Here is a 25,971-nt window from a genome sequence, read left to right on the forward strand (position 1 = left end):
TCAGGAGAGCCCGGCCTCCACGGCGATCCGCAGCAGGTCGGCCGTGCGCACCACCCCCAGCTTGCTCTTGATGAGGCTGCAATTGTTGGCGATCGTCTTGTAGCCGAGCCCCAATATGTCGGCGATCTCGCTGAGGCTTCGACCTGCTGCCAGTTGCCGCAATATCTCCAGGTCGCGCGGCGCCAGCGTATCGAGCGTCGCCGCAGGCGTGAACGACTGGGTGGCCAGCGCCTGGGCGATGTCCTGTTCGACATAGCGCCCGCCCGCCGCGACCTTGCGGATGGCGACGAGCAGTTCGTCCGGCGCCGCGTTCTTGCTGATATAGCCCTGCGCGCCTGCGTTGAGCGCGCGCGTGACGTATAGCGGCTGGTCGTGCATCGACAGGACCAGGATGGGGACGGAGCCGATCTGGCGCAGCCGGGCGACCAGCTCGATCCCGCCCAGCTCGGGCAGGTTGAGGTCCAGCACGATCAGGTCGAGCTTTTCGGACCGGGCACAGGCAAGGCTTTCGCGCCCCGTGGCGGCCTCGAAAATACGGGTGCCGGGGATCATCGCCAGCATGCGGCTGAGCCCGGCGCGGACAATGGCGTGATCGTCGACCAGAAGGATGTTCATTGCGACGCTCCGGCGTCCTCCGATGATGGTTCAGTAGCACATGTACAAGGCAATCGGGCGGCGACGGTCCAGCCGCTGCCCTCCGACCCGTATTGCAGCGTGCCGCCAAGCTGGGCGACACGCTCGCGCATGCCGATCAGCCCGAAGCCGCTGGAGGCGGTTGCCGTGCCGGGTGCGACCGGCAAGCCGTCATTCTCGATCCGAACGGTCAGGATGTCGCCCGCCTCGCGCGTGACCGTGATGGCGATGCGGCCGGGATTCGAATGACGGACGGCGTTGCTGAGTGCTTCCTGGACAATGCGATACGCCACTTCTGCGGCCGTTTCGCAAATCATGCCCTGCGGCAATGCCGTCTCGAACACGATGTCGCCCCGCCGTGCGGACCAGAAGGCGACCAGATTTTCGATTGCTGCCCGCAGTCCGAATTCGGTCACCGACGCCGGGCGCAGCCAGCCGAGCAGATCGCGCACCTGGCCCTGCATGTAGGCGACGGCCTCGCGAATCTCGTGTGCGCGGGGCACGGCATCGGCTGCGCGCCCGGCTTCGCATAGCTGCGCGATCAAGGCGGCATCGAGGCTGACCGCGAACAGCCGTGGTCCGATTTCGTCGTGCAGGTCGCGGGCAATTTCGGCGCGCTCTTCTTCCTGCAACTGTGCGAGCTGTTCGCCCAACTGGCGGTTGCGGCGCATGGTGAGGGAAAGCTGCGCCGTCATTGCGTTGAACCCGCGCTGCAATACGCGCAATTCCGGCGGGCCGGTTTCGGCGACGGACGCCGAATAGTCGCCCGCGCCGAGATTTTCGAACTGGCTGCTGAGCTGCGACAGGGGACGAAGACCGGCGCCGAGCGCCAGCCAGATCAACAGTCCGCCGACCACCGATACGCCCGTCACCACCTTGCCCAGCGTGGATGCTTCTTCCCAGGCGGCGCGAACATCGGGGGCGGGGGTTGCCGTGAGTGCCAGCGCCAGCGGTGTGTCGTGCCGGATCGGCACCGGCAGGATCACGGACGGCGGCTTTTCCGCCACCAGCCTGCTGAACCATTCCGGCGGCGCCGCGCCCCTTTCGGGTTGCGAGGCCATGATCGGGTGCCCGCCCGCCGCAATCAGCGTCATCGCCACATGACGATTGCCGTCGAAGGTATGCACCAGTTGATGCAGGTCGCGGATCGGATGGTCGGAGCGGGCGAGATCCTCAAAGGCGCCGGCTGCCGTCTGCCGGGCGCCGGCCAATCCTGCTTCCAGTTCGGCTGCCAGTTCGCGCCGCACCTGATAGCCGACAAGGAACGCGCCCAGCGTGACGCTGAGCGCCCAGACAAGCGTGACGAGCAGGATGACCCGCAAGCGAAGCGACATGGCGGCTCCCTACCACAAACGCGCGATCCACAAGTCCTCTATAGGCGATCGGGAACTTTTCCCGGGAAAATAGGGAAGCCCGGCCATGGTTCCTGCAAGGCACGCCAGCTACTGCGATGCCGACCAAAATCCAGAGTAGTTTAGGGGTTGTGTTATATGATCGCGCGTCGGGCGTTTCGTTCCTGGTTCCTGGCTTCGACCGGCATGTTTGCCTGCGTCCAGGCCCCCGCAGCACTGGCGCAGACCAGCGCAGCCCCCGCTGACGACATCGTCATCACCGCGAAGCGGCTCGACGAAGCGCGGGAAAGCATCAAGCCCGCCCTGGGTGCGTCGACCTATACGATCGACCAGCAGGCGATCCAGAATCTGCCTGGCAGCGACAATCAGCCGATCCAGGACATCATCCTGCAGATGCCGGGCGTCAGCCAGGACCAGTTCGGCCAGTTCCACGTTCGCGACGAACATAATGGCGTCCAGTATCGGCTGAACGGCGTCATCATTCCCGAAAGCATCGCGGTGTTCGGCCAGATGCTCTCGCCGCGCCTGGTCGACAAGATGAGCCTGGTCACCGGCACGCTGCCCGCACAATATGGCCTGCGCACCGCCGGCATCCTCGACATCACGACCAAGTCGGGCCTGAAGGACAGCACCACCGTCAGCGTTTATGGCGGCAGCTTCGGCACGGTGGAGCCGAGCATCCAGCTATCGGGCAGTTCGGGCGCGACGAGCTGGTTCGCCTCGGGCGACTACAAGCATTCCGACCTCGGCATCGAGAACGTCAACGGCAACCGCAGCGCGCTGCACGACCAGACCGACCAGTTCAACGGCTTCGGCTATGTCGATCACATTCTCGGCGCCAATGACCGCATCGCGCTGACCGGCGGTTATACCAACCAATATTATCAGATCCCGAACCCGACCGGGCTGACCGGCGGGCAGACGGACGTGAATGGCAATCCTGTTTCGGTCAACGGCGTCACCAGCTATCCCAGCGAACAGCTGAACGAGCGCCAGCTGCAGACCTTTGGCTTCGGCGCGCTTTCCTGGCTGCATACGGCCGGCGATTTCTCGTTCCAGGCATCCGCCTTCGGTCGCGTCGCGACGCTGACCTACCGGCCGGACTATACCGGTGAACTGTTGTTCAACGGCCAGGCGCAATATGCGAACAAGAAGGACACGACCTTCGGCCTGCAGGTCGACAGCGCCTACAAGCTGTCGGACAGCCACACGCTGCGCGGCGGTATCCTGTTCGAGAACGACCGGTCGAAGAGCACCACCAACACCAATGTCTTCCCGACCACGGGCGATACCTTCGATCCCACCAACCCCGATGCGGGCTGGCAGCAGGGCAGCATCGTTGCCAATGCGCAGCCGGTGTCGCTGCCTTTCGCGATCACCATCACCCAGCGCACCTACAGCGTCTATTTGCAGGACGAATGGCATCTGACGCCGAAGCTGGTGCTCAACTATGGCGCGCGCTTTGACGAGAATGACGGCCCGCGCGACGAGCGCCAGCTGTCGCCGCGCGTCAACATGGTGTGGACGCCCAATGCCGGCTTCACCTTCCACGCCGGCTATGCCCGCTATTTCGCGCCGGCGCCGTTCGAGCTGATCGCCAACAGCAACCTGGCGCAGGTGTTCAACACCACCGCATCGCCCAATGTGCGGACCAACGACACCACCTATGCCCAGCGCGAAAACTATTGGGATGCCGGGTTCCAGCAGAAGGTCGGCGCCTTCACCTTCGGGCTTGACGGCTATCTCCGCCGCTCGACGCATCTGGTCGACGAAGGCCAGTTCGGCGCGCCGATCATCCTGTCGCCCTTCAACTATGCCCGCGGCCGGATCGTCGGCACCGAGCTGACGCTCAACTATGCCCGGGGCGGCTTCACCGCCTATGGCAACATCGCCTATGAAAAAGCGCAGGGCATCAACATCGTCTCGAACGAGTATAACTTCCAGGCGGCGGACCTCGCCTATATCGCCAACCACTATATCTACCTCGACCATGACCAGACCTGGTCGGGATCGGCGGGCGCGTCGTACAACTGGCGCGGCGGTGCGCTGGCGGGTTCGCGTGTTTCGGCGAGCATGATCCTGGGCTCGGGCCTGCGCCGCGACCTTACCCTGCCGGATGGATCGGGCATTCCCAACGGGGCCGCGCTGCCGACCTATGTGACGTTCAACCTGTCGGCGGGCCACAAGTTCGGCAACAGTGGCTTCGACGTGCATGTCGACGTCCAGAACCTCTTCGACCATGTCTATGAAATCCGCGACGGGACCGGCGTCGGCGTCGGTGCGCCCTCTTACGGGGCGCGGCGCGGCTTCTTCGTGGGAGTCAGCAAGACCTTCTGATTGCTGTTCGTGGGGCGGCGATCCGGATAGGGTGCGACGCCATGCGACACGCCAAGGACCCCGCCGAACTCGAAAAACAGATCACGCTGCGCCAGCTGCGCTATCTTGTGGCGCTGGCGGATGCCGGGAGCTTCACCCGCGCTGCTGCGGCGGCGGGCGTGTCGCAGCCGTCGCTGTCGCAACAGATTCGGTTGCTGGAAGAGGCGGTGGGCGGGCCGCTGGCCGAACGCGGCGCGCGGGTGTTGCTGACCCCGCTGGGGCGCGAAGTGGTCGAGCGCGCCCGCGGCATCCTGTTGCAGGTACGTGATCTGCAGGAACTGCGCGGGCAGGGCGAGGCGGCGCTGCAGGGGACGATCCGACTGGGCGTGTCGCCTACCATGGGTGCCTATCTGTTGCCGCGGCTCGTCTCGCGGCTGCACCGGCGCTATCAGGCACTGCGCGTCCATGTTCGTGAAAGCGTGCCTGCCGCGCTGGTCGAGGGGCTGCTCGCCGGGCGGTTCGACGTGATCCTGGCGCAGTTGCCGCTGCAGGCGCCGGGCGCGCATGTCGAGCGGCTGTTCCGCGAACCGCTTCATCTGGCGATGGCGGCCGACCACCCGCTTGCCGAACGCGCGGCGATCGTCACCGAGGATCTGGCAGGGCAGGAACTGCTGATCCTCGAGCGCAGCTATCGGTTGAGCGAACAGGTGATTGCGCTGGCGGCGGAGGCCGGCGCGCGCGTCCTGACCGATTATGAAGGCACCAGCCTCGACGCGATCCGCCAGATGGCCGGCATGGGCATGGGGCTGGCGGTGCTGCCCGAACTATATGTGCGGCAGGAGATCGGCCCCGGCGGCGACGTGGTGGCGCGCCCGTTCCGGGGCGCACGCCAATATCGTGAACTGGGCCTGTTGTGGCGCAGCGGTGCGGGGCGTGCCGCGGCCTATCGCCATCTGGCGAGCGAACTTGTCGACTGTGTCGATGAAATAGGAATTTCCTATCGATGATATAGTCTGGCCTCCATTGTGCCAATTTGCTGAGGTCTGCATCTAGGGGCCGTGCAGGGAGGTACGGCATAGTGGCAGGTGAAAGGCGGATTGGCTGGGCAGAAGTGCGTGGCTGGCTGGGCGAAGTGGTGGGGCCGGACCGACCCTATCTGCGCATCGCCATGGTCTATGGCGTGGCGATCAGCCTGTTGTCGCTGGCTACGCCGATTTCAGTGCAGCTGCTGATCAACAGCGTGGCGAACATCGCGCTGCCGGCGCCGCTGCTGACGCTGGCACTGATCCTGTTCACGCTGCTGCTGATCGTCGCGGTGCTCAGCACGCTGCGCATTTACCTGATGGCGCTGTTCGAGCGGCGAATGTTCGCGCGTACGGTTGCCGAAATCACCATCCGTGCGGTGCATGCGCGCAATCCTTTCTTTGCCGATGCGCGGCGCGGCGACCTGTTCAACCGCTATTTCGATCTGATGACGGTGCAGAAATCGGTGCCCAGCCTGGTGATCGGCGGGTTTACGATCCTGCTGCAATCGGTGGTGGGGCTGGTGGTGACCAGTTTCTATCATCCGTTCTTTCTGGCCTTCAACATCGTCCTGATCTTCACCGTGCTGCTGATCTGGCAGCTCTGGTCGCCCGGGGCGATCCGCTCTGCCGTGGCGCTCAGCCATGCCAAGCATGAGGCGGCGCGCTGGCTGGAAGGGCTGGGGAGTTCAAACGGCTTCTACAAGTCGAGCCGGCATCTCGACTTCGCGATGGACGGGTCGGAAGGGATGACCGCAGCCTATGTCGCCGAACATCGCCGGCATTTCCGCTACAGTTTCGCCCAGACCTGCGCGCTGCTGCTGCTCTATGCGGTGGCGAGCGCGGCGCTGCTGGCGCTGGGCGGGTGGCTGATCCTGCAGGGGCAGCTGTCGATCGGCCAGCTGGTCGCGGCCGAGCTGATCCTGTCGGGTGTTTTCTATGGCCTGGGACAGCTCGGCACCTATCTCGACGCCTTTTACGACATGGTTGCGGCGGCCGAGGAAGTCTCGTTGCTCTACGCCATCCCGCACGAGCATCATGGCGGTGCCGCGCAGGCGCCCGCCAGCGGCGAGGTGCGGCTGCGCGACGTGAGTGTCGGCGATGCGCGGATCGACTTGCAGATCGAGGCAGGCGCGCAGCTGGTGGCAGTCGCCGCCAGCGAGATGGACCGTAGCCTGTCGCTGCTGCTCAAGCGCAACCTCGATCCCGACCGGGGGCTGGTGATGGTGGGCGGCGTCGATCTGGAGGCGCTCGACGTCTATCGCCTGCGGTCGGACGTGGTGGTGCTCGACCGCCCGACGATCGTGGAAATCACGATCCGCGACTATCTGGCGCTGGCCGGCCCCGGTGTACTCGCCTCCGCTCAGCTCGATGCACTGGCACGGGTTGGCCTGGAGCCGCGGATCGCGCAGCTCCCTGGCGGCATGGATACGCTGCTCGCGGCGTCGGGCTGGCCGCTGTCGATCGGCGAGCTGATGGCGCTGAAGCTGGCCAATGCGCTGCTCGCCCGGCCGCGCGTACTGGTGCTGAGCCCGCTGTTCGACCTGTTGCCGCCCGAGCGGTTGACCGACGTGCTCGACGCGTTGCGGGAAGCGGGGACGACGGTGCTGCTGTTCACCGGCCGGCCCGACGCGATCCGCCGCGACGGCTATCTCTGGCTGGGCCGCACGCGCCAGCAGCGTTTCGACGCGCTGGAACCGCTGCTCGTGGCGCTGGCCGAAACGGAGGATCACCATGCCCTTTCGCGCTGAAAATCTCAGCCACTTCCCGACACTGGCGGCGATGCGGCCGCCCCGGCTGGCGCGCGTGCTGGCGTGGATGATCGTGGTGGGGGTTACGATCGTCGTGCTCGCGCTGATCTATGTCCCGTGGGTGCAGACGGCGCAGGGGCGTGGGCAGGTGGTTGCGCTCGATCCCGAGGCGCGGGTCCAGTCGGTCACCGCGCTGGTGCCGGGGCGGGTGGAGCGCTGGTTCGTCACCGACGGCCAGCAGGTGAAGAAGGGCGATCCGATCGCCAAGATCACCGACAACGACCCCAATCTGCTGTCGCGCCTCGCCGCCGAGCGCGCCCAGATCGAGGCTGAGATTGCGGCAATCCGCCAGGCGCAGAGCGTCGCAGGCATCGACGTGCGCCGCTCGCGCGAGCTTTTGGCCGAGGGACTGGTGGCGCGCCGCGAGCTGGAACAGGCGCAGATCCGCGTTGCGGACCAAGGGGCCAAGCTGGCCGAGGCGCGCGCCAAACTCAACCGCATCGACGTGTCGATCAACCGCCAGGCGGTGCAGATCGTCCGCGCACCGCGCGACGGCCGTATCCAGACGATCAACGCCGCCGCCGGCGCGACGCTGGTCAGCCCGGGCACCGAGCTGGCGACGCTCGCCCCCGAACATTCGGTCGAGCGGGTGGTCGAGCTGCTGATCGACGGGCGCGACGTGGCGCTGGTGCGCCCCGGCCGCCGGGTGCGGCTGGAGTTTGAGGGATGGCCGGCGATCCAGTTCAGCGGCTGGCCGTCGATCGCGCAGGGCCTGTTCGATGGGCGGGTGCGCTCGATCGACCCTTCGGCACAGGCCACGGGGCTGTTCCGCGTGCTGGTGGAGCAGCAACCGGGCGCGGCGCCCTGGCCCGACGGCCGCTTTGTCCGGCTGGGTGCCAAGGTGCGCGGCTGGGTGCAGATGGAGACCGTCTCGGTCGGCTATGAACTGTGGCGCCAGCTCAACGACTTCCCGCTTGAGTTCGGCCAGCCGGTCGAGGCGGGTCGGGTGAAAGGCGTGGCCAAGGGGATCAAGAGCGGCAAGGCCGAGGAGACGGCCAAGGATGCGACGGAGGAGAAGAAGTGAGCCGGCTGCTTCTCCTCTGCGCGATGGTGCTGGCATGGCTCCCCCATGTCGCCGCCGCGCAACCGCTGACGCTGGACGAGGTGCTGCGCTCCTCTGCCCGCTTCGCGCCGCAGATCGTCGAGGCGATGGCGAAGGAACGCGCCGCCGAAGGCAAGGCGCTGACCGCCGATGGCGCGTTCGACACGGTGTTCGACCTCGACGCCCAGATGCGCGCGCTTGGCTATTATGACGGGTCGCGGGTCGAGGCGAAGGCGAGCCGGCCCTTTTCCGACAATGGCGGCGGTCTCTATGCCGGCTATCGCGTGTCGCGCGGGCGGTTCCCGGCCTATGAGGATCACGACTATACCAACCAGCTCGGCGAGTTGAAGGTCGGCGCGGTGTTTTCGCTGATGCGCGACCGGTTGATCGATGAGCGCCGCACAAAGCAGGCGCTGGCCGCGCGTGATATAGACATCGCCCGGCTGGAGCGCGAGATGGTGGCAATCGGCGTGCAGCGCCGCGCGCTGGGCGCCTATCAGAGCTGGGTGGTCGCCGGGCTGCGGTTGAAGGCGTATCGCGACCTGCTCGCGCTGTCTGAAGATCGCCGGGCCAAGCTGGCTAGGCAGGTGCAACTGGGGTCGCGGCCTGAAATCCTGCTGACCGAGAACGACCAGAATCTGGTCCGCCGCCGCGCCCTGGTCGCGCGCGCGGAGCAGGGCTTTGCCGATGCCGCCAATGCGCTGTCCTTCTACCTGCGCGACGACAATGGCCTGCCGGTGCAGGTAGGGGCGGAGCGACTGCCCCAGGATCTGCCGGAAATGCGGCGAGGCCCGCAGCCGGCCGGGCCGGCGGTGCGCCCCGATGTCCAGACGCTGATGGCGCGGATCGATCAGTCGCTGGCCCGGCTGGCGCAGGCCGAAAACGAGCTGAAGCCGCGGCTCGACGCCCGCGCCGAGCTGGGCCAGGACATTGGCCCGCAGGGACTGGGCGGTCCGTCGCGGACGGGGACCGAGGCGATCGTCGGACTGCGCTTTTCGGTGCCGCTCGAACGGCGCGCGGCGCGCGGCCGGATCGCCGAGGCGCGTGCGGAGATCGACGGGCTGAAGGTGCGTTGGCGGATACTGGAGGAACAGATCGCCGTCGAGGTGAAGGGTCTGTCGATCGCGATTGACGGGACGGAGCGGCTTGCCGGTCTGGCCGAGGAGGAGGCCGGGCTCGCCGCGCAGATGGCCAAGGCCGAGCAGCGCCGGTTCGACATGGGCGCCAGCGACTTCTTCCTGATGAACCAGCGCGAGGAAAGCGCCACAGACGCCCGGCTGCGGGCGCTCGATTCACGCTTCAGTGCGCTGATCGCGCGAGCCGACCTGGCCGCCGCCACTGCAGATCGCGCCGCGCTAGGGCTTTGAGCGCGGCGGCTTGCCGTCGACTTTTTGGGAAGAGTCCAGCGGCGGATCGGAAAATGGAGCGGTGAGCGGCCGTTCATAATTTGCGCATCTTTCAAATGGCGCGATTGGTTCCGCGGCGGCTGGATTTGCGGTAATCGGATGGGCTCATGCCGATCTCCGCGAGGAATGCGCGCGTGAAGCAGGCTGTTTCGGCATAGCCCGCTTGCTGCGCGATCTGGAGGATGCTGAAGTCGGTTTCTGCCAGATGCCGGGCGGCGCTGGCGCATCGTCTGTGGCGGAGCAGACGCCGAAACGAGGTGCCTTCCCGGAGCAGTCGACGGCGCAACTGGTCTTCGCTGATGCCCAGCCGGGCTGCGACCAGCCGTAGCGACGCGTTACCCGCCTCGATCATGCCGGGGAGCAGCGCCTCGACTTCCTGCGCGATTGTCTCGCGGGGTGGACCACCGGGGCGGGCAAGTCCCATATAATGCTGGAGGATCGCTACGAGCTGAGGATCGTGCCGGCGCCCCGCTTCCGCAATGTCTTCCTCCCGCAGGATAAGTGCGTTGTGCGGCTGTTCGAAATAGGTCGGGCAGCCGAAGATCGCGTCATACTGCGCCCGCGGCCCATTCGCTGCATGTTCGAAATGTACTTCGCGGGGCGCATAGGGACGGCCGAGGAACTGCCGTACAAGCGCATGGACATAACCCAATGAGAATTCGACGTCCTGCCGCCGCGGGTGGAGCCGCTCGTCCGAGATCACATAGCGCAGGACAGGCTGCGGATCGCGTGCATAGCGCAGTGCGTCACACCCTGGATGCTGAAAACGGAGCTGGCAAACGCCTCGATTGCGGCGTCCAGCGTGGCGGAGTGGATAAACACATAGCCGACCGCGCCGATCAGGTCCGGCCTCATGCGCAGCGACAGGTCGAGGCCGAGCGTCGGGCGTTGCAGCTGCTCGGCCAATTGATCAAAAATGCGCAGATAACTGGACAGGGGCACCGATGCGTCCGCGCCGCGCAAGTCGCTCGCGATCAACCCCTCGGCATCCAGCAGACGCGCTCGGGCGGGTGCCGGCAGGGGCGCCGCATCGAGGATTGCGGCAAGTACCCGGGCGTGGATCACCGCCCGTGGGGGCGCGCCGACGGGTGCCGAGATCTCGGTGTCATGCTGGGGCAGGGCGTTCCCGGCGCGCATATCGAAAATATCAATATATCGCCGGAAAATATCAATCCAGTTTCAACAATGCCGATACATTCGACCCAATAAAGTCCTTACCGCAACAATGGCGGGAGGCCGGGGAGGGCGCAAATGGTGGGTGCTGGCGATCGGTTCGTTACGGTGGCGGTGGTCGATACCAATGGCCTGTTGCGCGGCCAGAAGATTTCGGGCCATGAGATCGACGGGATCCTGGACGACGGTGTCGGCATGTCGGCCGCCCAGCTCGCGCTCGACCCGACTGACATATTTCTCGAACTGCCCGGCGTGACCGACGCGGCCGCCGATTATCACGACAGCCGTCTCGTCGTGGATCGCGCCAGCCGGGTGACGCTGCCGTTCGAGGTTCCCCAGGACAGTGGCCTTTACCTGGCGGAGTTCACCGGTGACGCACAGGCATTCTGCCCGCGCAGCCTGCTCCGCCGTACCCTCGAACGCGCCGACGCTGCCGGCTTCTCGGCGACGCTCGGCATCGAGCTTGAATTCACGCTGTTCGACGAAACCCCGCGCACGCTCGAGGCAAAGGGGTTCAACAATCTTCTCACGGCGACGCGCCATGCAAGCCATGACCTGCTGATCTATCAGGTGGCGCAATCGGACTTCTACAGCGCGGTCGCCGATATGTGCGATACGCTGGGCATTTCCCTCTCCAAGATGCACGAGGAGATCGGCGGGGGCTTTATGGAAGCCTGTATCCGCGCTGCTCCGGCCCTGTCGGCCGCAGACCAGGCGGTATTGTTCCGCAACCTCGTCCGCGTTCTCGCTATGCGTCGCGACCAGACGGTCAGCTTCATGCCGCGCTGGTCGGAACAGGCCGACAGTCAATCGTCGCACATGCACGTTTCTTTGCGTCGCCGTGACGGTACGCCCGCCTTCTGGGATGCCGCGGCGTCGCACCAAATGTCCGACACCTTCCGCCATTTCCTGGGTGGTCTGCAGCGCTACCTGCCAGAGATGATGCTGGTCTTCGCTCCTACCGTGAACAGTTGGCGCCGGTTCGCCGAGGGGACCTTCGCACCGCCTGCCTTCACCTGGGGCATCGAAAACCGGACGACCTGTCTGCGCGTTGTCGGCGAGAGCCCGAATTCGCTGCGTGTCGAGAACCGGCTGCCTTGTGCCGATGCCAATCCGCATCTCGCTGCCGCAGCGACCATCGCGGCGGGCCTGGCCGGCATCGAGGAAGGTCTCGAGCCCGATCCACCGGTCGTCGGCAATGGCTATGGTGGCGCCACCGGGCGGCCGCTGCTGCGGACCATGGAGACCGCCATCGCCGCGATGCGCGAGTCCGCCTTTGCAAAGCGCTGGCTGGGTGCCCGGTTCGTCGAGACTTTTTCCGCCGGGCGCGAGTCTCAGGCCCGGCAGATGCAGGGCAAGACGTTGATCGACGAACGCCGTCGCTTCTTCGAGCTGGGATGAGCCGCCATGACCGTGATCGGGATTCTGGAATGCGGGCACAACAAGCCGGAATGGACCCGCGACCATGGCGGCTTCGCCGACTTGTTTCCCCCGCTGCTGCACAGCGCCGACCCCGTCATCGGGTTTCGGGTCTGGAAGGCGATCGACGAGGAACTGCCCGTGGCGCCTGACCTGTGTGACGCTTGGCTGCTGACCGGCAGCCCCGCCAGCGTCTATGAAGACAGACCATGGCAGAGAGCGCTGACCGGGTTTGTGACCGAGGCGCGTCGGCACCGCCCGCTTGTCGGCATCTGCTATGGCCATCAACATCTGCACGCCGCATTTGGCGGAACGGTGGCGAAGGCGCCGCAATGGGGCGTGGGCATCACCTCCTATGCGATTACGGAGAAACCCGGCTGGCTTGCCGGCGACGCGGTAGCGGCCGGCGCCGACCAGTTCCGGTTGATCGCGCTGCACCAGGATCAGGTCACGGTGCTCGCGCCGGAATCGAGGGTGCTCGCCACGAGCGCCGAATGCCCGTTTGCGGTAACGACCATCGGCACGAACGTCCTCACCTTTCAGCCGCACCCGGAAATGACTGCGGCACAGGTCACCAAAATCTACGATTTCCATCGCGGGGACATGGGCGATGCGCAGTGGGCGAAGGCGCAGGCCAGCCTCGCCGAACCCTGTAATGCGCATCTGGCGGCACGGTGGATCGTCGACTTCTTGCGATCGCGTCCGGACCCGTACCGTACTGCGGCGCGCTCCGCGGAAGACCGTTCGGCACATGGAGAACAGGCATGACCATCGGCACCATCACGGCGCGTCCCACCACGCGCATCGACCTGTCCGACGCCGGCAACTGGCACCGGAGCGTACCGCACGCGGAATTCGCACGGCTGCGCCGCGAATCTCCGGTCGCCTGGAACGAGCGCTATGACGGCCATCGCGGCTTCTGGGTGGTTGCCGGCTATGAGGAGGTCACGGCCGTTTCCCGCGACACCACAGGCTTCACCTCGCGCGAGGGCGTGATCAGCCTGGATGATTTCGACACAACGCAGAGCGACGCGCGGCGGACGCTGCTGGAAATGGACCCGCCGCAGCATGGCATCATGCGCGAGATCACGGCTAAGGGCTTCGGTCCGCGCGCCATTGCACGGCTGGAAGACGACATCCGTCGCCGCACCGTTGCGCTGCTCGACGAACTGGTTGGTTCAGGCCCGTTCGAAGCCGTCAGCCGTCTGACCAAGCAGATTCCGATTGCGACGTTATGCAGCATCCTCGGCGTCGCGGACAGCCGCCGCGACGACATGATCCGCTGGAGCGATCTGCTGATCGGCTCCGACGACCCCGATTTCCACGATCCCGCCTATGCCGATTTCCCGGAGGAGCAGCGTCGCCTGCTGCCGTTCGGTCATCCCGCCTCGCTCGATGCCTTTGCGCTTGGGCGTGAGCTTGCCGATATGCGGCGGCGCGAACCGCAGGACGACATCGTCACCCTGCTGGTCCAGGGGCGCGTCGGCGATCGCCCGCTCAACGACGACGAGTATCTCAACTATTTCCTGATGCTGGTCGTCGCGGGGAATGAAACGACGCGCCACACCATGTCGCACCTGTTGGTCGCGCTGGCCGAGAATCCCCGTGAATGGGACCGCTTCCGTCGCGATGGGCTCAATCCGCGTCTGGCCGTGGGCGAGGCGCTGCGCTGGGCCACGCCGGTCCATTTCGTCCGCCGGGTGGCGACGCAGCCGATGGAACTGGGCGGCGCGCAGATCGCAGCGGGGGACAAGGTCGCCATGTACTTCGCCTCTGCCAATCGCGCCGAGCAGTGGTTCGACGATCCGTCCGTCTTCTGCATCGATCGCCAGAAGAACCCGCATCTGGCGTTTGGCGGTGGCGGCGCGCATTTCTGCCTCGGCAATTTCGCGGCGCAGTTGCAATTGCGCGTGCTGCTCGAAGAAATGGCGCAGCGGGTCGGGTCAGTCGAATTGCGTCAGGCGCCGGATCGCCTGCGCAGCAATCACGTGCACGGCATCAAGTCGGTATTCCTATCGCTGCATCCGGTCTGATCGAGCGGGCGTTCGGCGGTAGCGCGGTCCCCGGATATGCTTTCAACCCCACGCTGCGCAAACCGCGTCGGCTGTCCCAAATGGCTGTTGACAATTAGAAACAGAAAAATATAATATTTCAATATTGTTCACAAAAAGGCGCCATTCGTTTCGATACGATCGGGTGGCGCCGGAACGTGAGAGGACGTCGCCATGCAGGTAGCGGTTGAAGCCATCTCGTCCTTCCCGGCCGCTGAGCGGCCTTCTCCGGAAGAGCTTGTAGCCCGCGCCCGCGCGCTCGTGCCGATGCTGCGCGAGCGAGAGGCAGACGCCATTCGCAACCGGCAGGTTTCGGCCGAGACGATCGCCGCGTTTCAGGAGGCCGGATTCTTCAAGATCCTGCAGCCCGCGCGCTATGGCGGCTATGAAATGTCGCCGGCGGTGTATTGCGAGGTGGCGAAGACACTGGCCGAGGGCTGCATGGGCAGCGCCTGGGTCTATGGCGTTGTCGCCGTCCACAACTGGCAGTTGGCCTTGTTCGACCCGCGGGCGGCGGAAGACGTTTGGGGCGAGGATCCCTCCGTCCTGATCAGCTCGTCCTACATGCCGACTGGCAAGGTCACCAAAGTCGATGGCGGCTATCGGCTTAGCGGGCGCTGGGCCTTTTCCAGCGGCTCGGCCCATTGCCAGTGGGTCATCCTCGGTGCGAACATGATCGCCGACGATGGCGACAGCCAGCCTGAGCCGTACAACTTCCTCCTGCCGCGCAGCGACTATGCTATTGTGGACACCTGGCACACCATGGGCCTGTGCCCCACGGGCAGCAACGACATCGTCGTCGACGACGTGTTCGTGCCCGCCTATCGGGTGCTCCGCGAACGCGACATGTTCGAGCTGGACTGCCCCGGCCACGCGCTGAACACCGGACTTCTCTATCGCATTCCGTTTGCACAGCTGTTCAACCGCACCGTTTCCACCACGTCGCTCGGCGCGCTCCGGCGTGCCCTCGACACCTTCGTCACCACGACGCGGGAGAAGCGGACCACCTATACCGGGCTGCGAGTCGCCGAAGACAGCGCGATCCAGGAGGCGGTCGCGGAGGTGATGCTGACGCTGAACGACCTCGACCTTCGCCTGTCGGCGGATCTTGCCGAGCTGGACCGGCGTGCCGCCACGGGCGACTGGCCGATCGAGCGCCGGGCCCAGTTGGGGCACCACACCACGGCGATGGTCTCCCGCTGCGTCGAGGCGATTGATACGCTGATGACCTTTGCGGGCGGCAAAGCGATCTATCTCGGCAATGCCATCCAGCGCGCCTTCCTTGATCTGCATTGCGCGCGCGCGCATGTGGCGAACAATCCGGCGCCCTATGCGCGCAATCTAGGCGCGGTCGCCTTCGGCTTCGAGAATGGCTGCCTCGACCTCTGAGTAGCCTCGCGCGTGTGGGGTTCAGCCACGCCGCGCACCGCGCGGCGTGGCTGAGTGCGTTCCGAACTCAGATCGCAGTGGCGAGCCCCAGTACCGCGACGCCGCGGCCGGATTCCCGCTCGTCGCGCATTTCCTCGCGAACGAAATCGACAAAGGCGCGCACCTTCGACAGGCCATAGCTGCCGCGCTGGAACATGACGTGTAGCGGAATGCTCTCGGTCACTACATCGGATAGCAGGGCGTCGAGGCGCTTTGCCGCAATGTCTTCCTCGACGAGAAAGCGCGGCAGATAGCTGACACCTAGCCCTTCCAGCGTCGCCTCTCGCGCCATGCGAACAGAGTTGGTGGTCAGCGGCCCGCGGTTGACGGCGATCGTCACGTCCTCGGACAGACGCCATTCGCCGACCTTGGACAGATGGGTTTCGACGATGCAGGTATGTTCCTTCAGGTCGTAGGGCGTCGAGGGAACGCCGGCACGCTCCAGATAGGCGGGCGCGGCGACCAGCACCATTGGATAGGAGCGGAGCTGTACTGTCTCCAGGTTCGCGTCGAACGGATCGCCCATCCAGAAGGCCACGTCGAACCGACCCTTGAGCATGTCCACCTTGCTGTCGGACAGGTTGAGGAACAGCCGCACATCGGGATAGCTGTGCAGGAATTTGGGCATGATCGCGGTCAGATCGAACAGCGACGAGACGACGGGCGCGTTCACGCGAAGGTCGCCGCGCGGCTTGGCTATCATGCCGGTGATGACCTGATTTGCCTCGTTCACCTCGTCAACGATGCGAGCACAGCGGGCGTACATCTCGCGCCCGGCGGGGGTGAGCGCCACCGAACGGGTGGTGCGATCCAGCAGGCGTACGCCGATGCTCTGTTCCAGCTTGGCGATCTGCCGACTCACGGCGGCCTTGGAATATCCCAGCGTCTTCGCCGCGCTAGAAAAGCCCCCGGTGCTCACTACGGCGGCAAACGACATCATCGCCATGACGTTGCCCAGATCCGGTCTGTCTTCCATGCTTGCTCCGTCCCGTATGTGCATAGGGATGTCAATTCAAACTGATCCCACGCTGCCGGCTTGTATGCGCCGCGCCCGTCACAATTGTTGCTCTAGAGCAAAAATGCGCCAGATTTAAACTGCACTGTTGCGTCTAAGTGGAGTTTGCTCCACAACCGTTGAATTGGATGCTGTGCCGCGGGAGCGCGGCGAAACAGGAGGTTCCATCTTGTCCACTCAGATTTCCGAGCGTGCCCGGCAGGACCAGCGCAGCCAGTTCCATCCCTTCACCTCGATCAACGACCTGAAGGCCGAGGGGCCGACCGTGATGGCGTCGGGCTCCGGCGTGCGCGTGCGGGACATCGACGGCAAAGAATATCTGGATGGCATGGCCGGGCTGTGGTGCGTGAACCTTGGCTATGGTCGCACCGAGATCACCCAGGCGATCGCGCGGCAGAGCGAAAGGCTCTCCTTCTTCCACACCTTCAACGGCATGAGCACCGACGTCGTCGCCGAATGCGCAGAGGCGCTGCTGGCGCGTGCGCCGGTGCCGATGTCGCGCGTGTTCTTCGGCGCTTCGGGCAGTGATGCCAACGAAACCCAGCTCAAGCTGATCTGGGCGTACAACAATCTTCGCGGCCAGCCGCAGAAGAAGAAGATCATCGCGCGCCGCAACGCCTATCACGGTTCGGGCGTCGCCACGGCGAGCCTTACCGGCCTGGTCGGCATGCACACGCTGTTTGATCTGCCGCAGGGGCCGATCCACCATGTCAGCGCGCCGAATTATTATCGCAACGCACCGGCCGGCATGTCGGAGCGCGACTTCTCGCGCATGCTGGCGAAGGAACTCGAGGATCTGATCGAGGCGGAAGGCCCCGGTACCATCGCCGCCTTCTTCGCCGAGGCAGTAATGGGCGCGGGCGGGCTGATTCCCCCGCCCGAAGGCTATTTCGACGAGATCGGGCCGATCCTGAAGAAGCATGACATCCTGCTCGTCGCTGACGAGGTCGTCTCCGGCTTCGGCCGCCTGGGTACTTATTGGGGTAGCCAGACCTATGGCTATGAACCGGATCTGATCACGTCGGCCAAGGGCGTCACCTCGGGCTATTTCCCGATGTCGGTCGTGTTCATCTCGCCCAAGGTGTGGGATGTGCTCGAAGGCGGCGCGGACCAGGTCGGTGTGTTCGGCCATGGTTACACCTATTCGGCCCACCCGGTGGGTGCGGCGGCTGCGCTGGCTGTGCTGAAGCTCATCGACGATCTGAAGGTCGTGGACAATGTCGCCGATGTCGGCCCGTACATGATGCAGGGCCTGCGCGATCGCCTGGGCCAGCATCCGCATGTCGGCGACATCCGCGGCAAGGGGCTGATGCTCGGCATCGAGCTGGTGAAGGACCGCGAGACCAAGGAGGCGTTCCCGATGGCCAACCGCACCGGGCGGCAGGTGCTGAAGGCGTCGGCCGAGCGCGGGCTTATCACGCGCGCGCTGGGCGACACGCTGGTGTTCGCGCCCCCGCTCGTCATCAATCGCGCGGAAGTCGACGAAATTGTCGACAAGTTCGCACTGGCAGTGGACGATGTGCTCAAGGCGTGACGGGGCGGGGGACGCGGCGCCGGTGAAATAAACGCAAGAGGTCGGAGTGGGAAAGGGCGTGGAACTGAATACCGCGATCGCCGGCATGGCCGAAGCCGAGAAAGGCGCGTCGCGCCTTTCCACAGGAGGGCTGGTCAGCGCCACGCTGGTGGGATTGGTGGGGGCAGTGGTGATCTTCATCACGCCCGGATTCCTCGCCCTTATCGCCCAGAAGACCGGGTTCAACGACGACCAGCTTGGCTATCTGGCGGCGTGGGACATCAATGCGATGGGCGTCGCCATCGGCTTGAGCACCTTCGCCCTGGCACGGGTGCGCTGGCGGCGCGCGGTTGGCGTAGCACTCGGCCTGATCATTGCCGGCAATCTCCTCACCGCCGCCGTCGCGAGCTTTCCGGCGCTGGCGGCGGCGCGTGTTCTCGCCGGCGCGGGCGAGGGTATCGCGATCGGTTTCAGCTTTGCGGCACTGGGCCGGGCGGCCAATGCGGATCGCGCCTTCGCCATTTATCTGGTGGTCGGCGCCCTGCTCAGCGCCGCGTTCCTCTATGCGCTGCCGGCGATCCAGTCCGCCATATCGCCCGAACTGATTTTCATCGCCTTTGCGGTGCTGACGGCACTGGTCCTGCCGTCGCTGCGATCTTTCCCGGACGGAAGCCGCGACGAACCTGATATCTTCGCCGGTGGCGGCAAGCTCGACTGGCAGCTCACGATCGGGGCGCTTTCGAGCGTGTTCCTGCTCTTCTTTGCAATCAGTGCAGCGTGGAGCTATTCGGAGCGTATCGGGCAGGCCAGCGCGCTAGCCGGCACCGTGGTCGCCAAGGGGCTTTCGCTTGGCACCATGGCTGGCGTTGTGGGCGCCGGCCTGGCGGGGGTGCTGCCGCGCCGCTGGGGTCGATCCTGGCCGTTGGCTATTTCGGGAGTGACCGGTGTGATCAGCTTCGTGCTGTTCATGGGGCATGTCTCTCCCGGCGCCTTCGTGCTGGCCGCGGCGCTGCTGATGTTCAGCTGGAACTTCGCGCAGCCGCTGATGTCGGGCATGTGCGCCGAGGCATGCAGCCGCGGACGTGTGGTGTGCGCGATGGGATCTATCCAGACCTTCGGGACCGGCCTTGGCCCCGCCGCCGGGGCAGCCACGCTCTTCACCGGCTCGTTCAACCTGATGCTCGGCATGAGCGCGGCGCTGCTCTTGCTCAGCGTTCTGATCGGCGTGTGGACGATCTTCGCCGAAGGGCAGCGGGCAGGGCACTGACCCGGTAGAGGCAGGACGCGAGTTTTCCGGACCTCCGTTGAGCAAGCGCTATTTTTATCGCGCCAAATATCTACCGTTAATGGCCGGACGAGCGGCGAAACCCTGCGGTTTCGACGCTCGTCCAGCCCTGTAGCGTCAGAGGAAGACGGCGCGCGACAGGCCGCCATCGACGGCGATCGATTCACCGGTGATGCCGCTGCCAAGCTTCGAGCAGAGGAACACGATGGGGTCCGCCACCTCCTCGACTTCCAGCATGCGCTTCACGGCCGCCGGCGCTGCCGCTTCGCGCTCGACGATGGCGTCGACGCTGGTCCCTTCTTCGGCGGCGATTTCCGCGAACCATTCCTCGATATGCTCGGTGCGGGTCACGCCCGGGTGAATGATGTTCACGGTGATGCCGTCCTTGCCGACTTCGTCGGAAAGGGTTTTGGTGAAATGCACGAGCGCGGTGTTACGCATGCCTGACAGTGCCTCGGTGCACCGCGCGGTCAGCCCGCCGACATTGACGATGCGCCCCCAGCCGGCCTTGCGCATGTGCGGCACGCATGCCTTTGCCGTGCGGAAATAGCCGAACAGTTTGGTGTTGAGGTCGAGCATCAACATGTCTTCGTCGGCCAACTCGATCGCGTTGCGCACTAGCCCGCCCGGCGCCGCCGCGCAATTGACGAGGATGTGGACGGCGCCGAAACGCTCGACCGTGGCGGCGACCAGCGCCTCCACCGATTCCTTCGAGGTGGTGTCGGTGCTGACCGCCAGGATTTCCCCGCCGGTTGCCGCCCGAAGCTCTTCCGCCGCGGCATCAAGCTTGGACTTGGTCCGCGCAGCGATTACGACCTTGGCGCCCGCCAGCAGGAGCTTGCGCGCCGTTTCCTTGCCGATCCCGACACCGCCGCCGGTGATGATGGCGACCTTGTCTTTCAATCCCAGTTCCAGAGACATTCCGCTTCTCCTATCAAAGTCGTGCATCGAGCATCACACGGGCCGCGTCCACATCGCCGAAGCGCACGCGGATCGTGTCGCCGCAGGCGATCTCCGTGGCTCCGGTGCAGGCGCCCGAGGCGATCAACTGTTCCCGCTTGAGCGCATAGCCTTCATGCTCCCGCAGCCAATTGGCGAGCCAGACCAGCGCGTCCAGCGGATCGTTCAGTACGGCGGCAGTGGAGCCTTCGACCGGGGCATCGGCGTTGCGGAGCAGGCGGACGGGCATGTCGGCAAAGCGTTCTTCCCAGGTGTCGGCCAGCTTGCGGCCCCATACCAGACCGTGCGCCATGACATTGTCCGCCACCAGTTGCGGCAGCGACAGCTCGCTCGACACGAACCGCGTCCGGACGATCTCGATGCCGGCATAGATGCCTTTCAGGGCTCCGCTCAGATCGTCGTGCGTATAGGGTGTGTCTTGCTGGGGCAGGTCCTTACCGAGCTCGAAGACGAGCTCTGCCTCAGCATACATTTCGCCGGCGAGAGCGCGGATGGTGCTGCCGTCCGAGTAGATTGCGCTGGCCGGCAGGCGGCCGATAACGGGCTCGTGCGTGTCGAAGGCCGCGCGCGCGCCGGCGCTGGTGACGCCCAGCTTCCAAAGCATCACGGGAAGGCCGTTCCGCCCCGCGAGGCGGCGCTGCACCGCATAGGCGGCAGCAAGGTCGGGAACCTGCATCGCATTGGGCACCGGGCTGCCGGACGCGCTGTGCGCGGCGCGGAGCGCCTCTTCCAACGTCGTTAACGCATCCGCCACGCTGCATCTCCTCTGCCTTCCTTATTGTCTATCCTGTGCAACAAAGAAATATGAAAATCTAGTATTGTTTACACTGTGTAGATGCGTTAGGCAGTGATTGAAAGCGGCGGCGCAGGCAATCGCGTCGCCCGCGCAGCTAGTCGAGGGGTGAGGCCATGAACGATCTGTCTCCAGCATTCGCCAAGGCAGAGGCGATCGGTGCCAGCCTTGCGCAGCGGCCCTTGGGCCTCATCATCGACGGCAAGTCGGTGCAGGCCCAATCGGGCAAGACCTTCGCGACGGTCAATCCGGCGACAGGCAAAGAGCTCTGCCAGGTTGCCGAAGGCGGCGTTGCTGATGTCGACCTTGCGGTGCAGGCGGCGCGCCGGGCGCTGAACAACCCGGTGTGGCGCGACATGAGCGCGGTCGATCGATCGGCGCTGCTCAATCGGCTGGCCGATCTGATCGAGCGCGATGCCGCCGAACTGGCCGTGCTCGAGTGCATGGACAACGGCAAGCCGGCGACGCTCACCCAGGCGGTGGAGATCGAGGGCTCGATCAAGACCTTCCGCTATTTTGCCGGGTGGCCGACCAAGTTCGGCGGGGAGACTCTGCCGGTGTCTCCCCGCAGCGGCGCCAAGATCCTCAACTACACGCTGCGCGAGCCGGTCGGCGTCTGCGGTCTGATCGTGCCGTGGAACTATCCGATGTCGATGGCGGCATGGAAGGTTGCGCCGGCACTTGCTGCTGGCTGCACGGTTATCCTCAAGCCCGCCGAGCAGACGCCGCTCACTGCGCTGCGTCTGGCCGAACTCGCGCTGGAAGCTGGTGTGCCGGCCGGCGTATTCAACGTCATCACCGGCTTCGGCGAGGCGGGTGCGGCGCTGGTCGATCATCCGGGCGTGGACAAGGTTGCCTTCACCGGCTCGACCGAAGTCGGCAAGGCGATCGTCCGCGGCTCGACCGTCAACCTCAAAAAGGTCAGCCTGGAACTGGGCGGCAAGTCGCCGCAGATCGTGCTCCCCGATGCCGATCTCGATGCGGCGGCGGCGTCGATTGCGGCGGGTATTTTCTTCAACCAGGGGCAGACCTGCACGGCGGGCTCGCGGCTTTATGCCCATACCTCGATCCATGACGACCTGCTGGCCCGCGTTGCCGATCACGCCGCGCGGCTGACGATCGGCAACGGCCTTGATCCGACGGTCAATTTCGGTCCGCTCGTCTCGCAGGAGCAATGGGACCGGGTGAGCTCCTATGTGGAGATCGGTCAGAACGAAGGGGCCGAACTGGTCACCGGCGGTGGTCGGCCCGAGGGACTGGACGAGGGCTTCTTCTTCCAGCCGACGATTCTCGCCAATGCGGGGCGCGACATGCGCATCGTCAAGGAAGAGATTTTCGGCCCGGTGCTGAGCGCGCTCTCCTGGAGCGATGTCGAGGATCTGGTCGATCAGGCCAATGATTCCGATTTCGGCCTCTCCGCCGGCATCTGGACCAACAACCTGAAGCAAGCGCATCGCATGGCTGCCGCGGTCAAGGCCGGCACCGTGTGGGTCAATTGCTTCAACATGGTCGACAATGCCACGCCGTTCGGCGGCTTCAAGCAATCCGGCTGGGGACGCGAACATGGCCGCCAGGCGATGGAACTCTACAGCGAAATCAAGAGCGTGTGGGTGAACCTCAGCTAAGGCGCACGCTGCCGCACGACCTCACGAAACGAACAGGAGCGGACATGAGCAGGACGATGATCGTCGCCACCGATGGCCAGGCGGTGATGCGCACCCATGATGACGGGAAGAGCTGGTATCGGATCAACATCCGGCAGGACCTGGAATATGATGATCGCGTCCGCTGCCTGCTGATCGATCCTGCCAATCCGGAAGCGCTCTTCGCCGGCGCGGAGAAGGGACTGTTCTACAGCGCCGACCATGGCGTCCACTGGAAGCGGATCGACTGCGCGCTGAACGGCTATGCCGTTTGGAAGCTGGTGGCCAGCGAGAGCGACCCCAAGATTCTCTATGCCGGCACCGGGGCGCCGTCGCGATCGATCCTGTTCCGCTCGAAGGATGGTGGCCAGACCTGGGAACGGACCCCGCTGGAAATGCCGGAGTTCTGCGCCGGCGTGAACCGGCCGCGGATGCTCGCCCTCGCTGTCGATCCCGAAGATGCGATGGACGTTTGGGCCGGCGTGGAAGAGGGCGGCCTCCACCGCAGCCGCGACGGCGGCGAAAGTTGGGAGCGGATCGACACCAGCTGGAGTGAGTTCGGCGGCAATTCCGACATCCACGATATCGTGATCCTGAAGCAGGACGATGGCTCGCGCGTGCACCTCGCGCTGACGGTAATCGCGCTCTATCGTTCGACCGATGACGGCAAGACCTGGACGCGCACCGTTGCCAAGGAGGCGTGGGGCCTGCGTTATTCGCGGCTGCTGATGCGCAAACCGGGCAGCAATCGCGAGATCGCCGTGGGCATTGGTGACGGCACGCCGGGTACGACGGCGGCAATCCTGAACTCGACGGATGCCGGCGAGACGTGGACGCGTGCCGATCTGGACCGTCCGTCCAACTCGTGCATGTGGGCCTTTGGCAATAATCCCGCCGATCCCGATTTCCTGCTGGCCGCCAGCAAGTTCGGCTATCTCTATCGCTCCACCGATGGCGGCCGCACCTGGGCCAAGGAGTGGCGCGAGTTCAACGAGATCACCGATCTGGCCTGGGTGCGGGGTGTTCCCTCCGATCTGGGGCTGCCGCATGTCACAGCGTGAGACCTCGCCGATCCACATCGACCGGATCGCGCATATCGTCCTGTTCGTGAAGGATCCTGAAGCCTCGGCCAAATGGTACGCGGAGGTGCTGAACATGAAGCTCGTCGCGCGTGCGGCGGACGGCCCGTATACGGGTGGCGTGTTCATGAGTTTCGGCCTCAGCGATCACGACATCGCGCTGTTCCCCTGCGAGGAGGGGGCGAGCAAGGGCAAGGAGTTCGAGCATGTCGGCCTGATGCTGGCCGGCACGAGCATGGACGATCTGCGCCGCAACTACGAATTTTTCCGCGCGCGCGGGGTTGAGATTGCCGAGATCCTCGATCACGGCGTCTCGACCGGCATCTATTTCTACGACCCGGACGGCCACATGCTGGAGGTCATCTGCCAGCGCGTGCCGCAGGCGGATGGCGCTGCACAGGCGGAACTCGGCCGTAATCAGGGTCAGGCCGATCCCGTCGATCCGGCCGCACTGTGAAATGCCCGCTGCGGCAGACATTCTAGGGAGAGTATCATGACGACCTATGCGCCGAATTTCGGCCCGTTCCACATTCGCAAATGGTTCAGCCAGGTCGAGGAGATCTGGGCCGGCGAAACGGGCGCGGCGGCGGACGGTGCACCGCTGTTCAAGTATATGATCGGCGCGTGCATCAAGAACCCCTATGCGGGCCAGTTCGTCGAGGATCTCTCCGCCTGGATCGAGGCATCGCCTGCGCTGGGCGTTGAGATCGGCCGGCGGCTGAATGCGCTGTCGGGCGGCGCGAAGATCGAAAGCTATGGCAAGGCGATCCTGGTCGGCATCGACGGCGAATATGAGCATGGCAATGCGCTGCTGACCAATCCGGCCGCCAACCCGGTGCGCGACGCGGTGGGCGGCGGTGCCTCCTGGGTACCGTCGACCGGCAAGCGCGGCGTGCCGGGGACGATCCTCGACATTCCGTTCGGCCACAAGGATGCGCTGTACGTACGCTCGCACTATGACACGATGAGCGTCTCGTTCGACGACGCGCCCAATCGCGATGAAGTGATCGTGTGCTGGGTGTTTGCCACCCGCGGTCGCCTCAATGCGCGGCTAGGCGGCCTGAAGGCCGAAGACGCCGAAGGCAACGGGCTGACCTGAGCCATGACCACCGGGCCTGCCGTCTCCGTTGCGCCGCCGCAGCCGATTCCCCTGCTGGAGGGGGAGAAGACGCAGCGGATCGCCAATGGGCCGATCAATCTCAATGTGCGCGTGTGGGGGGACGAGGCGGCGCCTGCCATTGTCCTTCTGCATGGCCTGCGCGGCTATTCCGGCACCTGGCGCGGCCTTGCTGCATCACTGTCGGATCGCCGCCGACTTATCGCCTTCGATGCGCGGGGGCGGGGGGAGAGCGACTGGGACCCGGACCGCCACTATTATACCGACGCCTATCTCTCCGACCTGGAGTGCGTGGTGGATACGCTGGGGCTGGAGCATTTCGTCCTCCTTGGCCATTCGATGGGGGGCACGACCTCCTATTGTTACGCGGCGCGCCATCCGGATCGGCTTGATGGTCTGGTCGTCGAAGACATTACGGCCGGTTCGTCCGCCTCGGGCGCGGGCGCGGAGCGGATCAAACGCGAAATGGCCGCGCTGCCGATCCGCTTTGCCGACTGGGGCGAGGCGCGCGCCTATTGGCGGGCGCTGCGGCCCAATGTCGCCGATGGGGCGATCGAGGAGCGGCTGTTCGAATCGATGCGTGCCGATGCCGATGGCGGGATCGTGTGGCGCTATGACGCGGAGGGTATCGCCGCCACGCGGGTGGCGCCGGACCCGGCACGGGTAGTTGATCTCCAGCCGGTGATCGAAGCTATCCGCACGCCGACGCTGGTCATTCGCGGCGGACGATCGGACTTCTGCAATCTGGCGATGGTGCAGCAGCTCGAAGCTCGCAACCCTGCACTGACCCATGCCACCGTCGCCGAGGCATCGCACTATGTGCATGACGACGCGCCGACGGTGTTCGAACGCCTGGTGGAGGGGTTCCTGGCCGGGCTCGATGCCTGCCGGGGCGCCCCGCGCAGCTAGAAGA

23 protein-coding genes are annotated in these 25,971 nt (G+C 65.3%); 16 read left to right on the top strand and 7 right to left on the bottom strand.

Going from position 1 to position 25,971, the window contains the following annotated elements:
- Together ACT53M_RS18925 and ACT53M_RS18930 are read right to left on the bottom strand one after the other, a co-directional pair.
- On the bottom strand, positions 1 to 615 hold the full coding sequence (locus tag ACT53M_RS18925) for a response regulator (protein ID WP_476235402.1): 615 nt from the start codon (positions 613 to 615) through the stop codon (positions 1 to 3).
- Positions 612 to 1,967 carry a sensor histidine kinase gene (locus tag ACT53M_RS18930; RefSeq protein ID WP_476235404.1) on the bottom strand — a complete coding sequence of 452 codons (1,356 nt, stop codon included), beginning with the start codon at positions 1,965 to 1,967 and terminating at the stop codon, positions 612 to 614. The genes ACT53M_RS18925 and ACT53M_RS18930 overlap by 4 nt, the downstream gene beginning before the upstream one ends.
- A 156-nt stretch (positions 1,968 to 2,123) precedes the next feature.
- On the opposite strand from ACT53M_RS18930, the gene ACT53M_RS18935 reads away from it, so the two are divergent.
- The 5 genes from ACT53M_RS18935 to ACT53M_RS18955 all read left to right on the top strand — a co-directional run bounded on the left by ACT53M_RS18935 (position 2,124) and on the right by ACT53M_RS18955 (position 9,543).
- On the top strand, positions 2,124 to 4,322 hold the full coding sequence (locus ACT53M_RS18935; RefSeq protein ID WP_476235405.1) for a TonB-dependent receptor: 2,199 nt from the start codon (positions 2,124 to 2,126) through the stop codon (positions 4,320 to 4,322).
- A 41-nt stretch (positions 4,323 to 4,363) separates the two neighbouring features.
- Positions 4,364 to 5,308: a hydrogen peroxide-inducible genes activator gene (locus ACT53M_RS18940; protein ID WP_476235406.1), complete on the top strand. Its 945-nt coding sequence runs from the start codon at positions 4,364 to 4,366 to the stop codon at positions 5,306 to 5,308.
- Positions 5,309 to 5,379: 71 nt separating this feature from the next.
- Positions 5,380 to 7,074: an ABC transporter transmembrane domain-containing protein gene (locus ACT53M_RS18945; protein WP_476235407.1), complete on the top strand. Its 1,695-nt coding sequence runs from the start codon at positions 5,380 to 5,382 to the stop codon at positions 7,072 to 7,074.
- Positions 7,058 to 8,158, top strand: coding sequence for an HlyD family secretion protein (locus tag ACT53M_RS18950; protein WP_476235409.1), 1,101 nt, complete (start codon positions 7,058 to 7,060; stop codon positions 8,156 to 8,158). The genes ACT53M_RS18945 and ACT53M_RS18950 overlap by 17 nt, the downstream gene beginning before the upstream one ends.
- The gene (locus ACT53M_RS18955; RefSeq protein WP_476235410.1) at positions 8,155 to 9,543 is read left to right on the top strand and encodes a TolC family protein; all 1,389 of its coding nucleotides are present in this window, start codon (positions 8,155 to 8,157) and stop codon (positions 9,541 to 9,543) included. Before ACT53M_RS18950 ends, ACT53M_RS18955 begins: the two co-directional genes overlap by 4 nt.
- A 91-nt stretch (positions 9,544 to 9,634) precedes the next feature.
- Here the strand turns inward: ACT53M_RS18955 and ACT53M_RS18960 are convergent, their stop codons facing one another.
- Both ACT53M_RS18960 and ACT53M_RS18965 read right to left on the bottom strand, forming a co-directional pair.
- Positions 9,635 to 10,285, bottom strand: coding sequence for a helix-turn-helix transcriptional regulator (locus ACT53M_RS18960; RefSeq protein WP_476235412.1), 651 nt, complete (start codon positions 10,283 to 10,285; stop codon positions 9,635 to 9,637).
- A complete protein-coding gene (locus ACT53M_RS18965; RefSeq protein ID WP_476235413.1) occupies positions 10,282 to 10,719 on the bottom strand; it encodes an AraC family transcriptional regulator ligand-binding domain-containing protein in 438 nt (145 codons plus the stop codon). Before ACT53M_RS18965 ends, ACT53M_RS18960 begins: the two co-directional genes overlap by 4 nt.
- Before the next feature lie 114 nt (positions 10,720 to 10,833).
- On the opposite strand from ACT53M_RS18965, the gene ACT53M_RS18970 reads away from it, so the two are divergent.
- From ACT53M_RS18970 to ACT53M_RS18985, 4 genes are all read left to right on the top strand, one after another.
- Positions 10,834 to 12,156, top strand: coding sequence for a glutamine synthetase family protein (locus tag ACT53M_RS18970; protein WP_476235414.1), 1,323 nt, complete (start codon positions 10,834 to 10,836; stop codon positions 12,154 to 12,156).
- 6 nt (positions 12,157 to 12,162) lie between these two features.
- Entirely contained in the window at positions 12,163 to 12,942 is a 780-nt protein-coding gene (locus ACT53M_RS18975; protein ID WP_476235416.1) for a glutamine amidotransferase-related protein, read from the top strand.
- Positions 12,939 to 14,207: a cytochrome P450 gene (locus tag ACT53M_RS18980; protein ID WP_476235417.1), complete on the top strand. Its 1,269-nt coding sequence runs from the start codon at positions 12,939 to 12,941 to the stop codon at positions 14,205 to 14,207. Before ACT53M_RS18975 ends, ACT53M_RS18980 begins: the two co-directional genes overlap by 4 nt.
- A 192-nt stretch (positions 14,208 to 14,399) precedes the next feature.
- Positions 14,400 to 15,614 carry an acyl-CoA dehydrogenase family protein gene (locus ACT53M_RS18985; RefSeq protein WP_476235419.1) on the top strand — a complete coding sequence of 405 codons (1,215 nt, stop codon included), beginning with the start codon at positions 14,400 to 14,402 and terminating at the stop codon, positions 15,612 to 15,614.
- A 67-nt stretch (positions 15,615 to 15,681) separates the two neighbouring features.
- On the opposite strand, the gene ACT53M_RS18990 is transcribed toward ACT53M_RS18985, so the two are convergent.
- Entirely contained in the window at positions 15,682 to 16,629 is a 948-nt protein-coding gene (locus ACT53M_RS18990; protein ID WP_476235421.1) for a LysR family transcriptional regulator, read from the bottom strand.
- 208 nt (positions 16,630 to 16,837) lie between these two features.
- Between ACT53M_RS18990 and ACT53M_RS18995 the strand changes: the two genes are divergently transcribed.
- On the top strand, positions 16,838 to 18,202 hold the full coding sequence (locus ACT53M_RS18995; RefSeq protein ID WP_476235423.1) for an aminotransferase: 1,365 nt from the start codon (positions 16,838 to 16,840) through the stop codon (positions 18,200 to 18,202).
- 58 nt (positions 18,203 to 18,260) lie between these two features.
- Positions 18,261 to 19,448 carry an MFS transporter gene (locus ACT53M_RS19000; protein WP_476235425.1) on the top strand — a complete coding sequence of 396 codons (1,188 nt, stop codon included), beginning with the start codon at positions 18,261 to 18,263 and terminating at the stop codon, positions 19,446 to 19,448.
- A gap of 135 nt (positions 19,449 to 19,583) precedes the next feature.
- Here ACT53M_RS19000 and ACT53M_RS19005 read toward each other — a convergent pair whose 3' ends face one another.
- Both ACT53M_RS19005 and ACT53M_RS19010 read right to left on the bottom strand, forming a co-directional pair.
- Positions 19,584 to 20,387 carry an SDR family NAD(P)-dependent oxidoreductase gene (locus ACT53M_RS19005; RefSeq protein ID WP_476235426.1) on the bottom strand — a complete coding sequence of 268 codons (804 nt, stop codon included), beginning with the start codon at positions 20,385 to 20,387 and terminating at the stop codon, positions 19,584 to 19,586.
- A gap of 13 nt (positions 20,388 to 20,400) precedes the next feature.
- Positions 20,401 to 21,180 carry a 2-keto-4-pentenoate hydratase gene (locus ACT53M_RS19010; protein WP_476235427.1) on the bottom strand — a complete coding sequence of 260 codons (780 nt, stop codon included), beginning with the start codon at positions 21,178 to 21,180 and terminating at the stop codon, positions 20,401 to 20,403.
- A gap of 155 nt (positions 21,181 to 21,335) precedes the next feature.
- On the opposite strand from ACT53M_RS19010, the gene ACT53M_RS19015 reads away from it, so the two are divergent.
- The 5 genes from ACT53M_RS19015 to ACT53M_RS19035 are packed head-to-tail and all read left to right on the top strand — an operon-like array spanning position 21,336 to position 25,967.
- Entirely contained in the window at positions 21,336 to 22,844 is a 1,509-nt protein-coding gene (locus ACT53M_RS19015) for an aldehyde dehydrogenase family protein (protein ID WP_476235429.1), read from the top strand.
- Positions 22,845 to 22,888: 44 nt separating this feature from the next.
- A complete protein-coding gene (locus tag ACT53M_RS19020; protein WP_476235431.1) occupies positions 22,889 to 23,923 on the top strand; it encodes a WD40/YVTN/BNR-like repeat-containing protein in 1,035 nt (344 codons plus the stop codon).
- A complete protein-coding gene (locus tag ACT53M_RS19025) occupies positions 23,910 to 24,398 on the top strand; it encodes a VOC family protein (protein ID WP_476235433.1) in 489 nt (162 codons plus the stop codon). The genes ACT53M_RS19020 and ACT53M_RS19025 overlap by 14 nt, the downstream gene beginning before the upstream one ends.
- A gap of 36 nt (positions 24,399 to 24,434) precedes the next feature.
- Entirely contained in the window at positions 24,435 to 25,040 is a 606-nt protein-coding gene (locus ACT53M_RS19030) for an amino acid synthesis family protein (protein WP_476235434.1), read from the top strand.
- 3 nt (positions 25,041 to 25,043) lie between these two features.
- Entirely contained in the window at positions 25,044 to 25,967 is a 924-nt protein-coding gene (locus ACT53M_RS19035) for an alpha/beta fold hydrolase (RefSeq protein ID WP_476235436.1), read from the top strand.
- The last annotated feature ends 4 nt before the right edge of the window (positions 25,968 to 25,971 follow it).

The organism is Sphingomonas sp. DMC6, from assembly GCF_056314225.1.